Source organism: Binatus sp. (SeqCode) (assembly GCF_035272065.1).
Classification (GTDB): Bacteria; Desulfobacterota; Binatia; order Binatales; family Binataceae; genus Binatus.
Genome location: NZ_DATEQZ010000023.1, coordinates 19,286 through 36,519, shown reverse-complemented (window position 1 = coordinate 36,519; position 17,234 = coordinate 19,286). Strand labels below are relative to the sequence as shown.

Here is a 17,234-nt window from a genome sequence, read left to right as displayed (position 1 = left end):
CCGGAAATACTCACGTATCTGCCGACGTAGGATCAGGATAGGCAATTGACCGCGTCGGTGGCTAGAATGCTGGGGGGCAGGATGGGAGGCGGGATGGGAATCGATGAGCTTATGGCGAACCAGCTGGATAATCACGGGATAGTTGTCGCGACGACCGTCGCGGATCCGCCAGCGCCTCAGAATGGAGCCGTGGCCGATCCGCCGGCGATAGCCGCGATTGTCGAGCGACCGGTCTTGTCGGTCGAGAAGACGCCGCAGCCGCGAATCGACAAGGACCTTACCTCACCCGACCTGTTCCTCAATCGCGAACTCACCTGGCTCGCGTTCAATCGGCGCGTGCTGCATGAAGCTGAAGACGAGCGAAATCCGCTGCTCGAGCAGCTCAAGTTCCTGGCAATCACCGCGTCCAATCTCGACGAGTTTTTCATGAAACGGATCGGCGGCTTGAAGCAGCAGGTCGTGGCCGGGATGCACGAGCTGACCGTTGACGGGCGCACGCCACAGCAACAGATCGCGGATTGTTATCTGGTCGTGCGCGAGCTCGAGCAGCGGCAGCGCGAGGTTGGTCCGCAGATTCTCCGCCAGCTCGAGAACCACGGCATTCGCGTGCGGCTCTACGCCAGCCTCTCGGATGACGAGTGCAAGTCGGTCCGCGAATATTATTACAAGAACATCTTCCCGCTGGTGACACCGCAGGCGATGGACCCGGCGCATCCGTTCCCGTTCGTGTCGAATCTGTCGCTCAACCTGCTGGTCACGGCGCGTTACCAGAACGACTCGGACCCGCTGATGGCGCGGGTGAAAGTGCCCGTCGGTTTCGGTATCCCGCGCTTTCTGCGAGTCGGCAAACAAAATGATTTTGTGCGGCTCGAGGACGTAATCGCGAACAATCTCGATTTGCTTTTTCCCTCGATGCTGATCGACTCGTACGAGCTTTTCCGCGTCACGCGCAACGCTAACACCGAGCGCGACGAGGACGAGGCCGACGACTTGCTGGCGCTGATCGAATCCGAGCTGCGCGATCGCCGTTTCGCGCCGATCGTCCGTTTGGAAGTGCTGACCGGGATGAATCCGGTGCATCGCGGAATGCTGGCGGCCGAGCTTGGACTCGACGAACGCTCCGACGTGTTCGAGGTGGATGGGATGCTCTCGATGTGCGACCTGGCCGAGCTTGCGGCGATCGACGCGCCCGCACTGCACGATCCGCCGCATCATCCGGTGGATCATCCGCGCCTCACCGTCGGGCGCAGCATCTTCCACGTCATCCGCGACGCGGGATCGTTCCTGCTGCTGCATCCGTACGATTCGTTCTCGAGCTCGGTGGAGCGGTTTTTGCGCGAAGCCGCGGAGGACCCGAAGGTCCGCGCGATCAAGATGACTCTGTATCGCACCTCGCCGGATTCGAAAATCATCGGCTACCTGTGTGACGCGGCGCGCAACGGCAAGCAGGTGGCGGTGGTCGTCGAACTGAAGGCGCGCTTCGACGAAGCCGCGAACATCCAGTTTGCGACCCGGCTCGAAGAATTCGGAATTCATGTGACCTACGGTGTCGTAGGTTTGAAAACTCACAGCAAGGTGATTCTGGTGATTCGGCAGGACTACAACGGCCTGCGCCGTTACGCCCACATCGGCACCGGCAACTATCATCCCGTGACGGCGCGATTTTATTCTGACTACGGGCTACTGACTTGCGACGGTACTATCGGCGAAGACCTGACTGAGTTGTTCAATTACCTGACGACCGGCTATATGCCAAATCGTCCTTATCGCAAGATACTGCCCGCGCCGACCGTATTGAAGCGCGCATTGCTAATGCGAATCGAGCGCGAAATCAAAGTTAGTTCGCCCGCATCGCCGGGACTGATTCAGTTCAAGATGAACGCGCTCGAGGACGTGGACATCACGCGCGCTCTTTATCGCGCCTCGCAAGCGGGCGTGAAGGTCGACCTGATTGTCCGCGACACGTGCAGGCTGCGCCCGGGAATCCAGGGGCTGTCCGAAACCGTGCGCGTGGTGAGCATTATCGGCCGATTCCTCGAGCACGGCCGCATCTACTATTTCCGCAACGGCGGCGCCGACGAGTTTCTCATCGGCTCCGCCGATTGCATGAAACGCAATCTTGAAAGCCGCGTCGAAGTGGTCGCGCCGGTCGAGGACCCTCAACTGCGCAAGGAATTGCGCACCGTGCTCGACATCCAGTTGCGGCCGAATCGATGCCAGTGGGAAATGATGTCCGACGGCACTTACGTCAGGACCGCAGCCGCTGACGCCGCCTCGGCATGCCAGCAGGCAATGATCGATTTCGCGGAGACTCGGCAGACGGAAGCGACCAAGGTCAAGAAGCGCCGCTCCAAAGGCTTCGCCCGCCGCGCCGTCCGAGAAAGAAACGACGAGTGACGGCGAGCCTGAGGCTCGAGGCCTCAGGCCCGCGTTCGTCCAATCAGTTTTGCACAGCGGGCGCGGCTATTCGCCGGGACGTGGCGGAATCGCCACGTAGTTGCCGGGATTCGCCGCCATCGCCTCGCGAATATCCGGATGCGCCGAGAAGAACGCACCGAGTTCGGGGTGCTTCTTCGCGTAGGCGTCGTCATTGATCAGCGCGGGCTTGTAGGCGAGTTGGCGCGCGACCTTCGGATGAGTGCTCGCGAAGTCGTTCCAGGTCCTGAGTTTTTGCGTGTCGATATCGCGACTATCGGCGGCCTTGAACACGGTCGTCGTATTTCCGTTTACGACGGTGCCCAGGGTCTGTCCTTCCTGCGCAATCGATGGCGCAGCGAAAGCAACGGGAAGCGCAACGGCGATCAACAGAGTCGATATACGGTTCATGTTTTTTACCTCTCGCTGGCTATTAAGTTTCGGCAAACCAATACTCTTTCAGTGGGAGCAAATCTCATACCGGAGTATTTCCCACTATATATTTGCGATACCTCATCAACTATTTCGAAGTGAGAAGGCATTACTTACATACTATTTGGTTTTGCCCGATCTTCGCCCGCGTCTGCACTTATCAGTGTAGTGCGCCTCGTTCGAAAATCAAAAATTGCGCGTGTGCCGTCGGGAACCTAACGGCGCGAATTGCTCAAGCGGAAATCAGCCGCCCGGTGGCGGCTTTACGGCGCTGGGACTCGAGCACTCCTGGAGTAGTTCAGTTTCGGCGGTGCGGCGGCGCCGCCCGACATGATAAAAGTCATCGCTTCGTTGATTGTCCAATCGAGCATGATGAGGCGGCTGGTCGGAACCAGCTCCATGTAGCCGGATGTCGGATTGGGCGTGGTGGGGACGTAAACGGCGGCGATTTCCTCGCCGGTGTCGGCGTCGTTGAAAATCCTGGTCACTAGGCCGACGGTTTTCATTTCCGGCGAAGGGAATTCGATTAAAACGACGCGCTGGGAACTGCCGGGCTTGGTCTGAAAGCTGGTGACCAGTTGCCGCGCGGCGCCGTAGATGGATTGTACGACCGGAATTCGCGCCATCAGGTAGTCAAACGCGGCGAGCAATCGTCGTCCCGCGACGGCGGTCGCGATCTCGCCAAGAAGATACAGAGCGGCGAGCACGATCGCGACCGAGATCGTGCCTTGAAACCACTGCGCGGAAAATCCTTCGGCCAGCGTCGGCGAATGAATCCGCAGCCATGATACGTATGCCTTGACAAACGGACTGCCTAGCGCGACCAGAACCTCAACCAGGAAGCTGATAACCCATATTGTGATCCAGATCGGAATGAACGTCAGAATTCCCGCCACGACGTTGCGACGGATCTTAGTCAGCATCGCTTGTCACCAGGTATCGACGTTGGGCCGCTTCTTGCCGGTGCGCGGCGCCTTCGGCGGCGTTGATCGCAGGCCCCCGACGATCCATTTGCGCGAGTCGAGCGGATCGATCACGTCGTCGATCTCGAAGTGCGACGCGGTGTTCACCGCTTTCCCGTGCCGATACATCCGCTCCACCATCTCGTCGAACAACGCCTTGCGCTTCTCTGGCTCCTCGACCGCGGCAAGCTCACTGCGATAGCCGAGCTTCACCGCCCCTTCCAGTCCCATCCCGCCGAATTCTCCCGTTGGCCACGCGACCGTGAAAATCGGCGCCTTAAAGCTGCCGCCCGCCATCGCCTGCGCGCCCAATCCGTAACCCTTGCGCAATATGATCGTGAAAAACGGCACACTGATGTTCGCACCCGTCACGAACATCCGCGACGCGTGCCGCACCAGCGCCGTCTTCTCGACCTCCGGGCCGACCATGATGCCGGGAGTGTCGCACAGGAACAGAATCGGAATGTCGAACGCGTCGCAGAGCTGCATGAAGCGCGCGGCCTTGTCGGCGCCGTTACTGTCGATCGCGCCCGCCAGATGCACCGGGTTGCTGGCGATCAGTCCTACCGGATGTCCCTCGATTCTGATCAGCGCGGTGACCATCCCCAGCCCGAAATGCCGGCGCACTTCGAGCACCGACCCGCTATCGGCCAGCGTCTCGATTACCGCACGCACGTCATAGATGCGAAGTCGATTCTCGGGAATGATCGTGCGCAACAAGCGCTGATCGGCGCATACCCAGTCGCGAACGTCGCCTTGGAAGTATGATAGGTACTTCTTGGCTACTAGTACTGCTTCCCCTTCGTCGGCGACCGGAATGTCTACTACTCCATTAGCTATTTGCACGTCCATCGGTCCTACTTCTTCGGGACGGAATATACCTAGTCCGCCGCCTTCAATCATCGCGGGACCACCCATTCCGATGTTCGATCCCTTAGTCGCGATTACTACATCACAGCATCCTAGTAGTGCTGCATTGCCGGCGAAGCACCTGCCCGAGTTGATGCCTACCAACGGCACGAGACCGCTCAATTTCCCCCAGTAGTTGAACGCCATGCAGTCGAGTCCCGCGACGCCCAACCCATCGGTATCCCCCGGGCGTCCGCCGCCGCCCTCGGTGAAGAACACCACTGGCAGGCGCGACTTTTCCGCGATTTCGAACATCCTGTCTTTCTTGCGATGGTTCTGCTGCCCCTGCGTGCCGGCGAGCACGGTGTAGTCGTACGACATCAGGATGCACTGCGCTTTGGATTCCTCAAACAGGTCGCCGTTGACGCGGCCGATCCCTGCGACCATTCCGTCTGCCGGCGTGTTTTTGATCAGGTCCTCGATCGTGCGCCGCCTCCGCTGCGCCGCAATCACCAGCGGACCGTACTCGACGAACGTGCCCGCGTCGCAGAGGTCGTCGATATTCTCGCGAGTCGTGCGCTGCCTCGTTTTGCGCCGGCGCGCGACCGCGTCGGGCCGCGCAGCGTCGAGGCCAAGCGCATGACGCTCGACCACTTCCGCCAGATCGGGACGCACGCGATCCAGATCCACGTCCGCGGCCTCCGCGCTATGCGTCGTTTCGACGTCGGCCTCCTCGATAAAAGCCAGCGGATGCCCTTCGAAGATTGCGTCGCCTTTGGCAACCGTGATCCGCCGCACGATTCCGCTCTTGTCCGTCGCGATGACGTGCTCCATTTTCATCGCTTCCATAACGAACAGTTGCTGCCCGCGATGCACTCGGTCGCCTTCGCCCACGTCGACGGAAACGATCGTGCCCTGCATCGGGGCCTCGATCGCCACCGTGTTTTCCGGTGCAGTGATTTCGTGCACTTGTGGCGTCACGACCGTGCCGGACGACGCATTTGACGAAGGCGCGCCGCTCCCCGATTTTCCGTGGTGGAGCACGGCGAGCGGATCGCTCGCGTCGATCCTTGCGCCTGCGCGACGCCCTCCTGCTTGCACGACGCCCGCTCTGGGAGCCGCCGCTTGAGGATCGAAGAACAACCGACGGTGCGTGGACTCCGCGCCGCCAACCAGCGCCGCGATATTGTCCTCGACGAAGCGCGTGTAGACGCGATTCGCGATGAACTCGGGATGCCGCAACAGGCTCTGCAGGAATCCAATATTGGTCGGCACGCCCTCGATTCTGAATTCGCACAGCGCGTGATACGTCTTGGTCACCACGTCGGCGAAATCTGCCGAGTGCGAATGCGCGATCAACTTGGCGAGCAGCGAGTCGAAGTTCGGGCTCGTCGTATATCCCGCGTAGGCAAACGAATCGGTCCGCACGCGCGGTCCCGACGGCGCTTCAAACGCGGTGATCGTCCCGCCCGCCGGCTTCGCGCTGCCATCGGCGCGCATCGATTCCATATTGATTCGCACCTGCATCGCGAAACCGCGCGGTTCGGGAATGTCCGCTTGTTGCATTCCGAGCTCCGCGAGCGAGCTGCCCGACGCGAGTTGAATCTGCAGCTTGACGAGATCGATGCCCGTCACTTCTTCCGTGACCGTGTGCTCGACCTGGAGCCGCGGGTTGGCCTCGATGAACGCGAAACCCGCCTCGTCGCTCGCGGACGCATCGCCGTTGACCAGAAATTCAAACGTGCCGAGATTGTCGTAGCGCACTTCCTTCGCCATCCGCACCGCGGCCGCTGTGAGCCGATCGCGAATCGCCGGCTCGAGCCACGGGCTTGGCGCGATTTCCACGATCTTCTGATTGCGGCGCTGGATGCTGCATTCACGCTCCCACAGGTGACTGACGTTGCCCAACCCGTCGCCGATGATCTGCACTTCTATATGACGCGCGCGCGGCATCAACTGCTCGATGTAAACATCGCCGTTACCGAACGACGCGCGTGCCTCGGACTGGCAGCGCTTGTATGCTTCCTCGATTTCCTCGATGCGCGAGACCGCGCGCATCCCACGGCCACCGCCGCCGGCAACCGCCTTAATCATCATCGAAGCGCCCTCACCCAACGACGAAAAAAATCGCCGCGCTTCATCGAGGCTCGTCGAACCCGACGTGCCGCGCAGGATCGGCACGCCGCATCGCTCGGCCAGCGCTCGCGCCTGCACCTTGTCGCCGAAAAGTTCGAGCATCTCGGCCCGCGGTCCGACGAACGTGATGCCCTCGGCGGCGCATCGCCGCGCAAAGCCGGCATTCTCGCTGAGAAAGCCGTAACCAGGGTGGATCGCGTCGCAGCCCGCATCTTTGGCGATCGCGATAATCTGTTCGCCGTCGAGATACGCGGCCGCGCCCACGCCAATTAGACGGCGCGCGTCGTCGGCCTTGCGCGTATGTAGCGAGTTGGAATCGTCGTCCGGAAAAACGGCCACGGTGCGGATGCCCATCTCGGCGGCCGCACGCATGATTCGAATGGCGATCTCGCCGCGGTTGGCGATCAGAAGACTGTTCGGAGTCATATTTCTCTCGTCTCTTTTTCAGCACGCTGAATTCTGTGCCTGAACTTCTATCTAAAGCATGATGAGCCGACTGCGTGAAAGCGGCGCGCGCGCCCGCGCAGAAACCTCGTTGAAGCGGATGCCGAAGCCCAGCTATATTTTAGCTGACCGATCGCATGCGATTCCGCGTCAAACACGTCACTCGATACGTTTACGAACAGCCGGCTTCTCATTCGCACAACGACGTGCGGCTCACGCCAATCGACGCGCCGGATCAGAAGCGCGTGGCATTCAGGCTCGACGTGACGCCGGCGGCCGAGATCTCCGAGTATCGAGACTCTTTCGGCAACCTCACGCATTCGATCGATATTCAGTCGCCCCACACCGAGCTGGTAATCAGTTCGTCTTCGGTAGTAGATCGGTTCGCGCTGCCGGCTCAACCGTCGGCTCGGATCACGTTTCACGATTATCTGGCTGACGATTCGGCCAGGATGAAGGAATACGCTGATTTTCTGAATCCGAGCCGTTACGTACCTTTCAGCGATCGGTTGCGAAGGTTCTTCTGGTCGGTGCGGCCCCAGCTATCCGAAGACATCACCGCGTACACCGAACGCATGATTCCGTATCTGCGCAATCAGTTCGGCTACGATGGCGGCACCACCCACGTACATTCCACCGTTGACGATATACTCACCACGGGTGGCGGAGTATGCCAGGATTTCGCGAACCTGAGCATAGGTCTGCTCCGCCTGGCCGGAATTCCTGCCCGCTACGTTTCCGGCTATCTCGCCCCCGACCCTCGCCATGCCGCCAGCTCCGTGCCTACTCAACTGGCGAGTCACGCATGGATCGAGGCACTCCTGCCCGGCACCGGATGGACCGGATTCGATCCAACTCATCGCACCCGCACCATGATTCGCCATATAAGGCTCGCAGTCGGCAGAGACTACAACGACTTACCCCCCCGTATCCGGCGTCTACAGCAGCTCCGGTGGCAGCCGCCGCATGGCCTATGAGTTGGAAGTAAGTCTCGCCAGCCAGGATAGCTCTGACGGCCTCAATGGATAGGACTTCCCTTTAGGACTTAATCTCTTCAGAACCGTCCAGGCGCTTCGATAGGTCGATCGGATCGCCCACTGATACCTGATTAGGATCGACCTGATAGGCCCATACCTCGAACTTGGTAAGTCGCGCGGGTCCGTACAGACTAGCAACGGCACACTCGACCGCGTCGAGACCATGCGCAATCTTTATTCGGCCTATCCTGGGTTCGTTGTAGCGCGCATCAAAGACATGCCATTGGCCACCCAGGTACACCTCGCTATAAGCGTGAAAGTCCATCGCCGACCCGGGATCCACGTGTCCTATATCGGGCAGATGACCGGTGACGTAGCGCGCCGGTATGTGCACAGCGCAATCGTACAATGAGCAAAATCGCGGCACACACCGTAACCTCGCTCGATAATCTGCGCGGCTGAGATGTCCGATCTTCCCGAAGCAAAGCGATACTCGATGTTGTTATGAACCCAGTCCGAGATATCCTGCACCTGGGCGCCCGCATCACATATATGTCCGAATTTCTCCCTCGCGAACGCAAACAGCTTGTCCGAATCGCAATATCTGCTGGGTAAGAGATAGCGCAGAAATGCCGGCTCAAGCGTGGCCACCGACGGCGCGTTTCCGAATTGCTCGGACTTGTCCGACGCGGTCGACACCTCCGCCAGCGCGTCGTGCTGAATCTCGTTCAACCCAGCTTCCAGGATCACCCGGTACGCGACGTTGCCGTCCGCGTCCGTGAACGATTCCGACTTCGCAGCGCGTCCGAAGTCGAGTTTTTTCCTGCCGTATCAGACGCTCGGGATCGAATTGCGGATTTACCAACAGTATGACTGTGGCCGACGATTCGCATTCAAAATGGATACTGCAACCAACGCGAACCGTAAGCATCTTATCCGTCGTTGCGAACTCGATCGAAGAAATCGGCGAACAACGGAAGATAAAGCGGATCCCGCTCGGGATGATATTGCCCCGATGGCATAAGGATGCGAACGCAGCCGCGCCTGTTCCACTATTCCGTCGCTCGCGGACCAAGCCTCGACCTCGATTCCGTCGGCTAACTTCTCGAGTGCCCGGTGATGCGAGCTGTTCACCGCCGCGAACCGGTGAATCGCGCTCGAGCAATGCCTCAGCGGTTGTATGTTTTCCCTCTCCGCACTGTCATGACCAGGAATATCAATATGTAGAGTCCCGACCAGCGCGACATTCAGCACCTGCAAACCCCGGCAGATAGCAAGGATAGGCTTTCCTGAAGAGAGCAACTCGCCTGCCGCCTTGAACTCCCACTCATCGCGTGCGCAGTCGGTATCGACAATCAACGACGGCTGCGCGATCGGCTGGCGCAGAAACCTCGGCGAAATGTCGCCGCCTCCCGTCAACAGCAACGCATCCATCTGCTCTAGATCGACCGGATGCTTTCGAGCATTATGCACCGTCAGCTGCGGATAACCGCTGAACATAAGCGCAAACCAATGTTCGTCGCATTGACGAATCCACGTCGTGATACTCGGCATTTCTACCTGCCCGGAAAAAGCTCTCTCTTGAGACCGGATGGCTCGGCGCTGTCGCAAATTCACCGCGGCGCCGCTCTTGCGACCAATCCGCGCGCAACCTATGTACTGTGTGTTCTCGAGGCGTAGGCGAGTATGAAGTTTCACAAATCCGCGTTGGCGGCAGTGATCGCAACCCTGTGCTGCGGCGCCGCGGCTATCGCCGCCGATTCTCCCGCGCCGACTCCCTCTACGAACGTGGCGCCCGCCGCGAGCGCTGCGCCCAAAGGCCCCGGTGACCTAGGCACTCTAATAGCAACCGGAACGCTGGCCGACTTGCGCTGGCCCAATTTCACCGAGTATCGGGACGACGTAAAACAATTCTACGACGCCGGTGGCAACTCGCTGGCGTGGATCCAGAACGGCAAAGCCAGTCCTCAAGCCGTCTCGATGATCCTGCTTTTTCAGCAGGCTGCTTCGAAAGGCCTTAACCCCGAGGACTACGACGCCTCGCGATGGGACGCGCGGCTGGCCAAGCTCCAACCGATGGCGCCCAAGGCGTCCGACACCGACCTTGCACATATCGATCTCGCGCTGACCGTATCCGCGATGCGCTACATTTCCGACCTTCATGTCGGCAGGGTGAACCCGCAGCACTTCAAGTTTGGCCTGACGATGGGTCCGAAACGACTCGACCTGGCCGAAGAGCTGAGAACGCAAGTGCTTCCGGCGTCGGACCTTCCAGCAGTCATCGCGAAAGTCGAACCGCCTTATGATGGTTACCGGCGAGCTGAAGACGCGCTCCTCACCTTCTCCAAGATGGCGAGCACGCCCGACGCTCCGCTGATACCAGTACCGCAAAAGGGCGTGCGCCCCGGAAATTCCTTTGCCACGATGTCTCAGTTGGTCGCGCGATTGCGTCAGCTCGGCGATCTGCCGGCCAGCGCTGAGGTTCCTGACAACTCGACATTGTACAATGGCGACGTCGTCGACGCCGTCAAACATTTCCAGCGCCGACACGGCCTCGATACCGACGGCATTCTGGGCAAGGGCACTGTCACCCAACTGAACGTGCCGCTCAAAACCCGCGTGCAGCAGCTTGACCTTACGCTGGAACGATATCGCTGGATACCGCCGGACTTCCCCGAGCCGCCAATCATCGTCAACATCCCGGAGTTTCGATTGCGCACGATGCGTCGTCAACCGGCCAGCTTCTTGACGATGAAAGTAATCGTCGGCCGCGCGATGCGTACGCAGACGCCGGTGTTCGCGAACCAGATGAAGTATGTAATCTTCCGCCCCTACTGGCTCGTTCCTACATCGATCCTGCGCAACGAACTGATCCCGAAGGCGCGTCGCGATCCTTACTACCTGGCAGACCATGGATTCGAAGTAGTAACCGGCGATGGCGATGTCGTGCCTTCATCTCCGGCATCGGATGACGTCATCGGCGAACTTCGCTCGGGCGCGCTGAGTGTCCGTCAGGTACCCGGCCCCAAGAACTCGCTCGGCCTCGTCAAGTTCTTATTCCCCAATCAATACAACGTGTATCTGCACGGCACGCCGGAACAGGAACTGTTCTCACGGGCCCGTCGCGACTTCAGTCACGGATGCATTCGGGTCGAGAAACCTGCTGATCTGGCAGCGTGGGTGCTGCGCGACAAACCTGAGTGGACGATGGACAAAATTCGGGCGGCGATGAATGGCGATACTACAGTGCAGGTGAATCTCGACAAACCTATTCCAGTGCTAATTCTCTATAGTACTGCAGTGGTCGAACCTGACGGCGAAGTGAGATTCTTCGATGACATTTACGGTCATGATAAGTCGCTGGAAAGTGTACTCGCGAAAGGCCCTCCATATCCGAATTGACTAGCTGCGCGAATAGTCACTCTTATATATTTCAGGCGACGCCGTGTTCCCTGAACCATGCCCGCATCCGGTTCCATCCATCTTTGGCGGCTTGCGGATTGTAGCTGGGACGATAGTCGGCGTTGAAGCCGTGTCCGGCGTCGGGGTAGATCACGATTTCAGACGGCTTGCCCGCAGCCTTGAGCGCGGTGCGCATCTGCTCGATCTGCGCAACCGGGATTCCCATATCCTTGCCACCGTAGAGACCTAGAATCGGCGCGTTGATCTGATTCACCAAATCGATCGGATTCTTCGGCCTGAGATCCGACGGCGGAGACTGCAGCGGCCCGTACCACGCCACTCCCGCTTTGAGCGACGGGTTGTGCGCGGCGTATAGCCAGACCTGCCGGCCGCCCCAGCAAAAGCCGGTGATACCGAGTTTCGTGGTGTCAGCCTTAGCGGTGCCTTTCGCCCACGCCGCGGTCGCGTCGAGATCGGAGGCAACCTGCTCGTCGGGCACTTTGGCGACGACCTTGCCGATGATCTGCTGAACGTCATTCATGCTCGCGACATCGCCCTCACGCGAATAGAGCAGTGGCGCCGCCGCGAAGTAGCCAAGCTTGGCCAGCCGCCGACAGATGTCCTTGATATGTTCGTGGACGCCAAAAATCTCGTGCACCACAAGCACGGTCGGAAAGGGTCCGCCGCTCGCCGGCATCGCGCGATATGCAGGAATCTCACCTCCTTCGACCGGAATCTTGACCTCGCCCGCGACCAGTCCGTTGCTGTCGGTCGTGATCGTGTCGGCCGACACGGGCATCACGGCCAGCGCGAAGCCGGCCGCCAGACTTCCCACCACGAATGCGCGGCGCGAGAGTTGATCTTTCATATTCCCAATTTCTGCAAGACGTTTAGCTCGAACGCAAGGGAGTTTCGCGCATGAAGCTGAGCGTGTCGTCCAAATCTCGGATTCCGGCGTCCGAGCCCAGGCCTTGCGCCACCAATGCGGCAGCGGCATTGCCGAGTTTCATGCATTCGGCCGGCGGCCAGCCCAGCCTCAGCGCGCGGATGAAGCCGGCGCAATACGCGTCGCCACATCCCGACGTGTCGGCGACCTCAACATCGTGAGCCGCCAGATGCACCCGCCCGCGCGCGGTCGTCAGCGGGCTGCCGTCGCAGCCCATCGTCAGCACGACTCCGCCGACACCGAAGAGAAGCAGTTGAATGGCCGCCTGCTCCGGTGTGCTCGATTCCGTCAACTTGCAAGCTTGATCGGCGTTGGGCATGAACCAATCGACGAACGGCAGACACGGTTTCAGTATCGCGAGCAGTTTCGGCGAGCCTTCGCTCAGGATGTCCATGCTGGTGGTCGCGCCGCCGTCGCGCGCACGCCGCAATATCTGCGCAGCTCCATCGCGCCCGAGTCCGCGCATCGAATCGTTGCCGCCGAGATGCAGATGCGAAGCGCTCTCGATCAAACGCCAAGGTACATCGTCGATCGAATAGACGGCGTTGGCTCCTATCGCATGCAGTGCGGGCCGGTCGCCGTTTGGCCTGATCGGCAGGATGCTCGCCGAGGTTTGCACCCCGGTCTTGCGAACGACGTGGCTGGTATCGACGCCGTATCCGTTCAGCGCGCGGATGAGCACGTCGCCAAGAGCATCGTCGCCGACGGCACCGACCGTCGCGACTGAGAGTCCCAGTTTCGCGAGGTCGACTGCGGTGCCCGCCGCGGACCCGGCCGGTGCGAGCCTGATCTCGTCGAGCAGCACACTGCCCTGGCCTTCCGGGATGTGCGTGACATAGCGGCCGAGGATGTCGAGGACGTGTGCGCCGAGCGTCACCACCGGGGCGCTCATCAGTGACTCGGCTCCGGCGCGCGACTAGTTTTCATCCGCGCGATGCGGCGTTCCTCCTTGCGCGCGATTTCGCGATCCTGTCGCGCGATCACCGCGGCATGAAGCTGCGCGACGGTCTTTTCAGGAAGCACTGTCACTGGCTTGCCGGTCGCGAGCGCTTGCATATAGATGTGCGCGGACTTCTCCAGCAGCTCGACGAACGTGAACGTCTTGTCGAGATCGGTACCGATGCAAAGCGTGCCGTGGTTCTGAAGTATGTAGCAGTGACATCGATTGGCGAGCTTGCGTGCGACGTGGTCGTGCAATTCGCGCGTACCCGACAGGGCATACGGCACAACGTCAATCATATTGCCTATTGCCAGCGTGACTTCGTCGAACAGCGGCGGTATCGGCTCGTTCAACACGCTGAGCGCGCTCGCGTAGGTCTGATGCGTGTGAATAACAGCGCTTACGTCGGCGCGCACCTTGTACGTCGCGACGTGCATCGGAGTTTCGATCGACGGCTTTCGCTCACCCTCGATTCGCGCGAGGTCGAAGTCCACGACGCAAATGTCCTCGACCGTCATTACGTCGTACTGAAGGCGCGTCGGTGTTATGAGGACGGCGTTCTCCCCCTCGACCAGCATCGAGACGTTGCCCGCGCTGCCCGACTTGGATCCGAAGTAGCCGTCAGCTGACAGCCGCCGGCTGATTTCCAGGACTCGCCGCTTGTAGTCGTCGTAGCTTCCCATTTCAAAAAAACGCGCCCCCGCGGTATCGCTCGAATTTACGATATCGCGGGGGCGACTTTACTCAAACAGATTACGAAAGCTTGACGGAGTTAACCACCTGGATTTCCGTGAAGCCCATCAGACCCCACGGGCCGTTCTCCACGCCAATCCCCGACCACTTCGCTCCGCCGAACGGCAGATTCGGTGCGATCGCAAGATGCTGATTGACCCACGCCGAACCGCACTCGAGTTGCGACGCGACTTCGGTGCCGCGGGCCGAATCGTTGGACCATACCGAACCGCTGAGGCCGAAGTGGGTCGCGTTCGCGCGGCGGACGGCATCGTCGACATCCTTATAGGGAATGATCGGGAGTGCCGGGCCGAACTGTTCTTCATCGACGAGCCGCACGCCGTCGGAAATATTTCCGACGATGGTCGGTGCGAAAAAGTAACCCTCTTTGCCCACGCGCGAGCCGCCGGTGACAATCTTTGCGCCGTGCTTCTTGGCGTCCTCGACCAGCTCGGTCACACGCTCGAACTGCATCTTGTTGTTGATCGGGCCGAGCTGGGTACCGGCCTCGAGCCCGTCGCCCACCTTGACGCCTTTGGCAATCTCGCCGAGGTTGTCGAGCAGCGCGTTGTACATCTGCTCCGGCACATACACGCGCTTGATCGCGCTGCAAATCTGCCCCGAGTTCTCGAACGCTCCCCAGAAAATCTTCGGGGCGACCGCCGCGGGATCCACGTCGGCCAGGATGATCGCGGCGTCGTTGCCGCCAAGTTCGAGCGTAACCCGCTTCAAATCGGGCGCGGCTGCCGCGGCGACTCTCTTGCCGGTCTCGACCGAGCCGGTGAATGAAATCTTTCGCGGCACCGGATGACTCGTCATCCATGAACCGAGCTCGTCACCGCCCGAGACCACGTTGAGGACTCCGGGCGGAACGATGTCCCGCAAAATCTCGCCGAGCATCAACGTCGTGATCGGCGTGTACGGCGAGGGCTTCAGCACGATCGTGTTGCCCGCAAGCAAGGCCGGCGCGATCTTCCACATCCCGAGCATCAGCGGATAATTCCACGGCGTGATCGCGGCAACGACGCCGAGCGGTTTGCGCTTGATTTCGATTTTGCCCTGCGGCGTGTCCTGCAGCACTTCGGCCGGCAGATCGAGCAGCGCCGTGTATGCGCACCACATCGAGGTGCCCATGATTTCCTGACCCGCCTTGTCGAGCGGCTTGCCCTGCTCGAGCGTGAGCGTCCGCGCCAGGCCCTCGGGTGGCTGCTGCAGCGCGGCGGCGCATTCCTGGAGGACCTTGCGGCGCGCGTTGATGTCCTTGCTCCAGGCGGGAAACGCCTTTTGCGCGGCGTTCATCGCCTGGTCGAGTTCAGCCTTCGAGCAATCGGGAACCTCGGCGAAGATCTTTCCAGTGGCGGGATTGATCACGCCAGTGGATTTCGATCCTTTCACCGACTTGCCGTCGATAGTCATGGTGTATCCAGCAGCCATGTGAGTCTCCTTATAAGCAGAATCCGTGGGGCAAATGTATTTGATTCATTACAACGCCGGTCGTATCGCGCGCAAACAGCCCGCCTGCCGATGAATCAGCCAACGTTTTCCTCGCTCAGTCCGGCCACCTTCAGCGCCTTTCGCTTCGCACCCTTCAAATCGTAGTACCTGCGCGTGACGATTCGCTGCGCGTAGAGGCCGCCGCCGGCCTGCACGTTGGTAACGGCCTTCCATCCGCCATATGCGTCGGCGGTCAGATCGCGTATTGCGTGAAACAGCCGCGCGCGATACTCGCCGTCGATCGCTTTGCTCGTGGCCATGTACTTGCGGACGAGCGGGCCGGTCACTTCGTTTTCGAGATCGGCGACGCCGGGCGCGGTAAGGATCGAGCCGCCCGAGATGTCGTGCAGATGCCGCACCATCAGGTTGTAGTTCGCCGCGCCATGATACTTGCCGGCATTCGTGTAGAGCTCGTCGGGGAAAGCGCCTTGCTCGGTGATCTGGCAATTCGCGATTGCAGCCTCGAGCGCGGCGCGAATCAACGTTGCGTGAATCAGCATCTCGGAAATTTTCTCCTTGATATGCCCCTCACCCGCCAGTCCGTTCGCCTCCGCGACGAGCTGCGCGAAGCCGACCAGCAGGTCGCCCTCCTCCGCCATTCCCGCAAGCCCGCCCAGCCGCTCCCAGAGCCCGAGCGAGTGAGCGAACACGGCGGCTTGCTGCACGGCGCCGTCGAGGAAGATTCGCTCGTTCGGCACGAACACGTTGTCGAGGATCACGAATCCCTCCGCCATATGTATCTTTGCCGAAACCGGAAACGTGCGCGTGTCGGAATGGCGCGGCGCGAAAGTCGTATCGATGATTTTGACCCCGGGCGAGTTGACCGGCACCGCGCATCCGATCGCGTACGCCTCCTCGCCGGGCTTCATCGCCTTGGTCGGGATCACCATCAGGTCATGCGCCATCGACGCGCCCGTGATGTGCAACTTGGCGCCGCGAATTACGACGCCATCGCCGCGCCGCTCCACGACATGCGTGTATGCATCCGGGTCGTCCTGCTTGCCGGGCGGACGGGAGCGATCGCCTTTCGCGTCCGTGATGCATTCGACGATGCGAACGTCGCGCCGCTGTGCGGCCTGCACGTAGTGGCGGATGCGCTCCGCATATTCCGGCAGCGTGTCCGCGATTCGCGTGGCCGCGGTAGTCAGCGTCATGATCGACTGGTAGGTCACGTTGGCAACGATGTCGGATTCGAGCAGCAGCGGAATCCGGTCGCGCAACTCGGCCGCCGAGCGCGGAATTTTCATCAACGGGCTGACGGCCCCGGGCTCGGGCGAGTAGAATTTGTCGTAACCCTCCGCTATTCGCGAGACGCATTCGCCAAGCAGGGGATGCGTGACGATGTCGCGCACGCGCTCGCCTTCGAAATAGGTTTCGCGGTTGTCGTCCAACGACTTCTTGTATTGCTGTCCCGTCATCATCGCGGTCTTCTCTCCTTGAGTTTCGCGCAGTCGCCAAGTTTCGCGCAGTCGTCGCCGCTCTACAAGCGCTGCAACCGACAGGTC

The 17,234-nt window shown here is 60.5% G+C and carries 12 protein-coding genes and 1 pseudogene; 3 read left to right on the top strand and 10 right to left on the bottom strand.

Features of this window, described 5'->3' with window-relative positions; genetic code table 11:
* Nucleotides 1–66: 66 nt before the first annotated feature.
* Nucleotides 67–2,397, top strand: coding sequence for a polyphosphate kinase 1 (ppk1, locus tag VJX68_RS02675; RefSeq protein ID WP_324094160.1), 2,331 nt, complete (start codon nt 67–69; stop codon nt 2,395–2,397).
* A gap of 66 nt (nt 2,398–2,463) precedes the next feature.
* Here ppk1 and VJX68_RS02670 read toward each other — a convergent pair whose 3' ends face one another.
* The 3 genes from VJX68_RS02670 to VJX68_RS02660 form a co-directional block, all read right to left on the bottom strand.
* Nucleotides 2,464–2,826 (bottom strand): hypothetical protein, encoded by a 363-nt coding sequence (locus tag VJX68_RS02670; RefSeq protein WP_324094099.1) that lies wholly within the window; start codon nt 2,824–2,826, stop codon nt 2,464–2,466.
* Nucleotides 2,827–3,110: 284 nt separating this feature from the next.
* Nucleotides 3,111–3,770, bottom strand: a complete 660-nt coding sequence (locus tag VJX68_RS02665) for a DUF502 domain-containing protein (RefSeq protein WP_324094098.1) — start codon at nt 3,768–3,770, stop codon at nt 3,111–3,113.
* 6 nt (nt 3,771–3,776) lie between these two features.
* Nucleotides 3,777–7,220: a carboxyl transferase domain-containing protein gene (locus VJX68_RS02660; RefSeq protein WP_324094097.1), complete on the bottom strand. Its 3,444-nt coding sequence runs from the start codon at nt 7,218–7,220 to the stop codon at nt 3,777–3,779.
* A 155-nt stretch (nt 7,221–7,375) separates the two neighbouring features.
* On the opposite strand from VJX68_RS02660, the gene VJX68_RS02655 reads away from it, so the two are divergent.
* Complete coding sequence (locus VJX68_RS02655) at nt 7,376–8,215, top strand: transglutaminase family protein (RefSeq protein WP_324094096.1); 840 nt, start codon at nt 7,376–7,378, stop codon at nt 8,213–8,215.
* Nucleotides 8,216–8,276: 61 nt separating this feature from the next.
* Here VJX68_RS02655 and VJX68_RS19060 read toward each other — a convergent pair.
* Nucleotides 8,277–8,746 (bottom strand): annotated as a pseudogene (locus VJX68_RS19060) (transglutaminase-like domain-containing protein).
* A 327-nt stretch (nt 8,747–9,073) separates the two neighbouring features.
* Entirely contained in the window at nt 9,074–9,769 is a 696-nt protein-coding gene (locus VJX68_RS02645) for a gamma-glutamyl-gamma-aminobutyrate hydrolase family protein (protein ID WP_324094094.1), read from the bottom strand.
* Nucleotides 9,770–9,901: 132 nt separating this feature from the next.
* Between VJX68_RS02645 and VJX68_RS02640 the strand changes: the two genes are divergently transcribed.
* The gene (locus tag VJX68_RS02640) at nt 9,902–11,617 is read left to right on the top strand and encodes a L,D-transpeptidase family protein (RefSeq protein ID WP_324094093.1); all 1,716 of its coding nucleotides are present in this window, start codon (nt 9,902–9,904) and stop codon (nt 11,615–11,617) included.
* Nucleotides 11,618–11,648: 31 nt separating this feature from the next.
* Here the strand turns inward: VJX68_RS02640 and VJX68_RS02635 are convergent, their stop codons facing one another.
* The 5 genes from VJX68_RS02635 to VJX68_RS02615 all read right to left on the bottom strand — a co-directional run bounded on the left by VJX68_RS02635 (nt 11,649) and on the right by VJX68_RS02615 (nt 17,150).
* The gene (locus tag VJX68_RS02635) at nt 11,649–12,485 is read right to left on the bottom strand and encodes a dienelactone hydrolase family protein (RefSeq protein WP_324094092.1); all 837 of its coding nucleotides are present in this window, start codon (nt 12,483–12,485) and stop codon (nt 11,649–11,651) included.
* A 22-nt stretch (nt 12,486–12,507) separates the two neighbouring features.
* Nucleotides 12,508–13,455, bottom strand: coding sequence for a carbohydrate kinase family protein (locus VJX68_RS02630; protein WP_324094091.1), 948 nt, complete (start codon nt 13,453–13,455; stop codon nt 12,508–12,510).
* Entirely contained in the window at nt 13,455–14,186 is a 732-nt protein-coding gene (locus tag VJX68_RS02625) for a class II aldolase/adducin family protein (RefSeq protein ID WP_324094090.1), read from the bottom strand. The genes VJX68_RS02630 and VJX68_RS02625 overlap by 1 nt, the downstream gene beginning before the upstream one ends.
* A gap of 70 nt (nt 14,187–14,256) precedes the next feature.
* Complete coding sequence (locus VJX68_RS02620; RefSeq protein ID WP_324094089.1) at nt 14,257–15,669, bottom strand: aldehyde dehydrogenase family protein; 1,413 nt, start codon at nt 15,667–15,669, stop codon at nt 14,257–14,259.
* A 95-nt stretch (nt 15,670–15,764) separates the two neighbouring features.
* A complete protein-coding gene (locus VJX68_RS02615) occupies nt 15,765–17,150 on the bottom strand; it encodes a 4-hydroxyphenylacetate 3-hydroxylase N-terminal domain-containing protein (protein WP_324094088.1) in 1,386 nt (461 codons plus the stop codon).
* Between the last annotated feature and the right edge of the window lie 84 nt (nt 17,151–17,234).

What these genes read in the sequence shown, in the direction of transcription:
- ppk1 (WP_324094160.1), top strand. Translation starts at nt 67, where the DNA reads ATGCTGGGGGGCAGGATGGGAGGCGGGATGGGAATCGATGAGCTTATG.
- VJX68_RS02670 (WP_324094099.1), bottom strand. Translation starts at nt 2,826, where the DNA reads ATGAACCGTATATCGACTCTGTTGATCGCCGTTGCGCTTCCCGTTGCT.
- VJX68_RS02665 (WP_324094098.1), bottom strand. Translation starts at nt 3,770, where the DNA reads ATGCTGACTAAGATCCGTCGCAACGTCGTGGCGGGAATTCTGACGTTC.
- VJX68_RS02660 (WP_324094097.1), bottom strand. Translation starts at nt 7,220, where the DNA reads ATGACTCCGAACAGTCTTCTGATCGCCAACCGCGGCGAGATCGCCATT.
- VJX68_RS02655 (WP_324094096.1), top strand. Translation starts at nt 7,376, where the DNA reads ATGCGATTCCGCGTCAAACACGTCACTCGATACGTTTACGAACAGCCG.
- VJX68_RS02645 (WP_324094094.1), bottom strand. Translation starts at nt 9,769, where the DNA reads ATGCCGAGTATCACGACGTGGATTCGTCAATGCGACGAACATTGGTTT.
- VJX68_RS02640 (WP_324094093.1), top strand. Translation starts at nt 9,902, where the DNA reads ATGAAGTTTCACAAATCCGCGTTGGCGGCAGTGATCGCAACCCTGTGC.
- VJX68_RS02635 (WP_324094092.1), bottom strand. Translation starts at nt 12,485, where the DNA reads ATGAAAGATCAACTCTCGCGCCGCGCATTCGTGGTGGGAAGTCTGGCG.
- VJX68_RS02630 (WP_324094091.1), bottom strand. Translation starts at nt 13,455, where the DNA reads ATGAGCGCCCCGGTGGTGACGCTCGGCGCACACGTCCTCGACATCCTC.
- VJX68_RS02625 (WP_324094090.1), bottom strand. Translation starts at nt 14,186, where the DNA reads ATGGGAAGCTACGACGACTACAAGCGGCGAGTCCTGGAAATCAGCCGG.
- VJX68_RS02620 (WP_324094089.1), bottom strand. Translation starts at nt 15,669, where the DNA reads ATGGCTGCTGGATACACCATGACTATCGACGGCAAGTCGGTGAAAGGA.
- VJX68_RS02615 (WP_324094088.1), bottom strand. Translation starts at nt 17,150, where the DNA reads ATGATGACGGGACAGCAATACAAGAAGTCGTTGGACGACAACCGCGAA.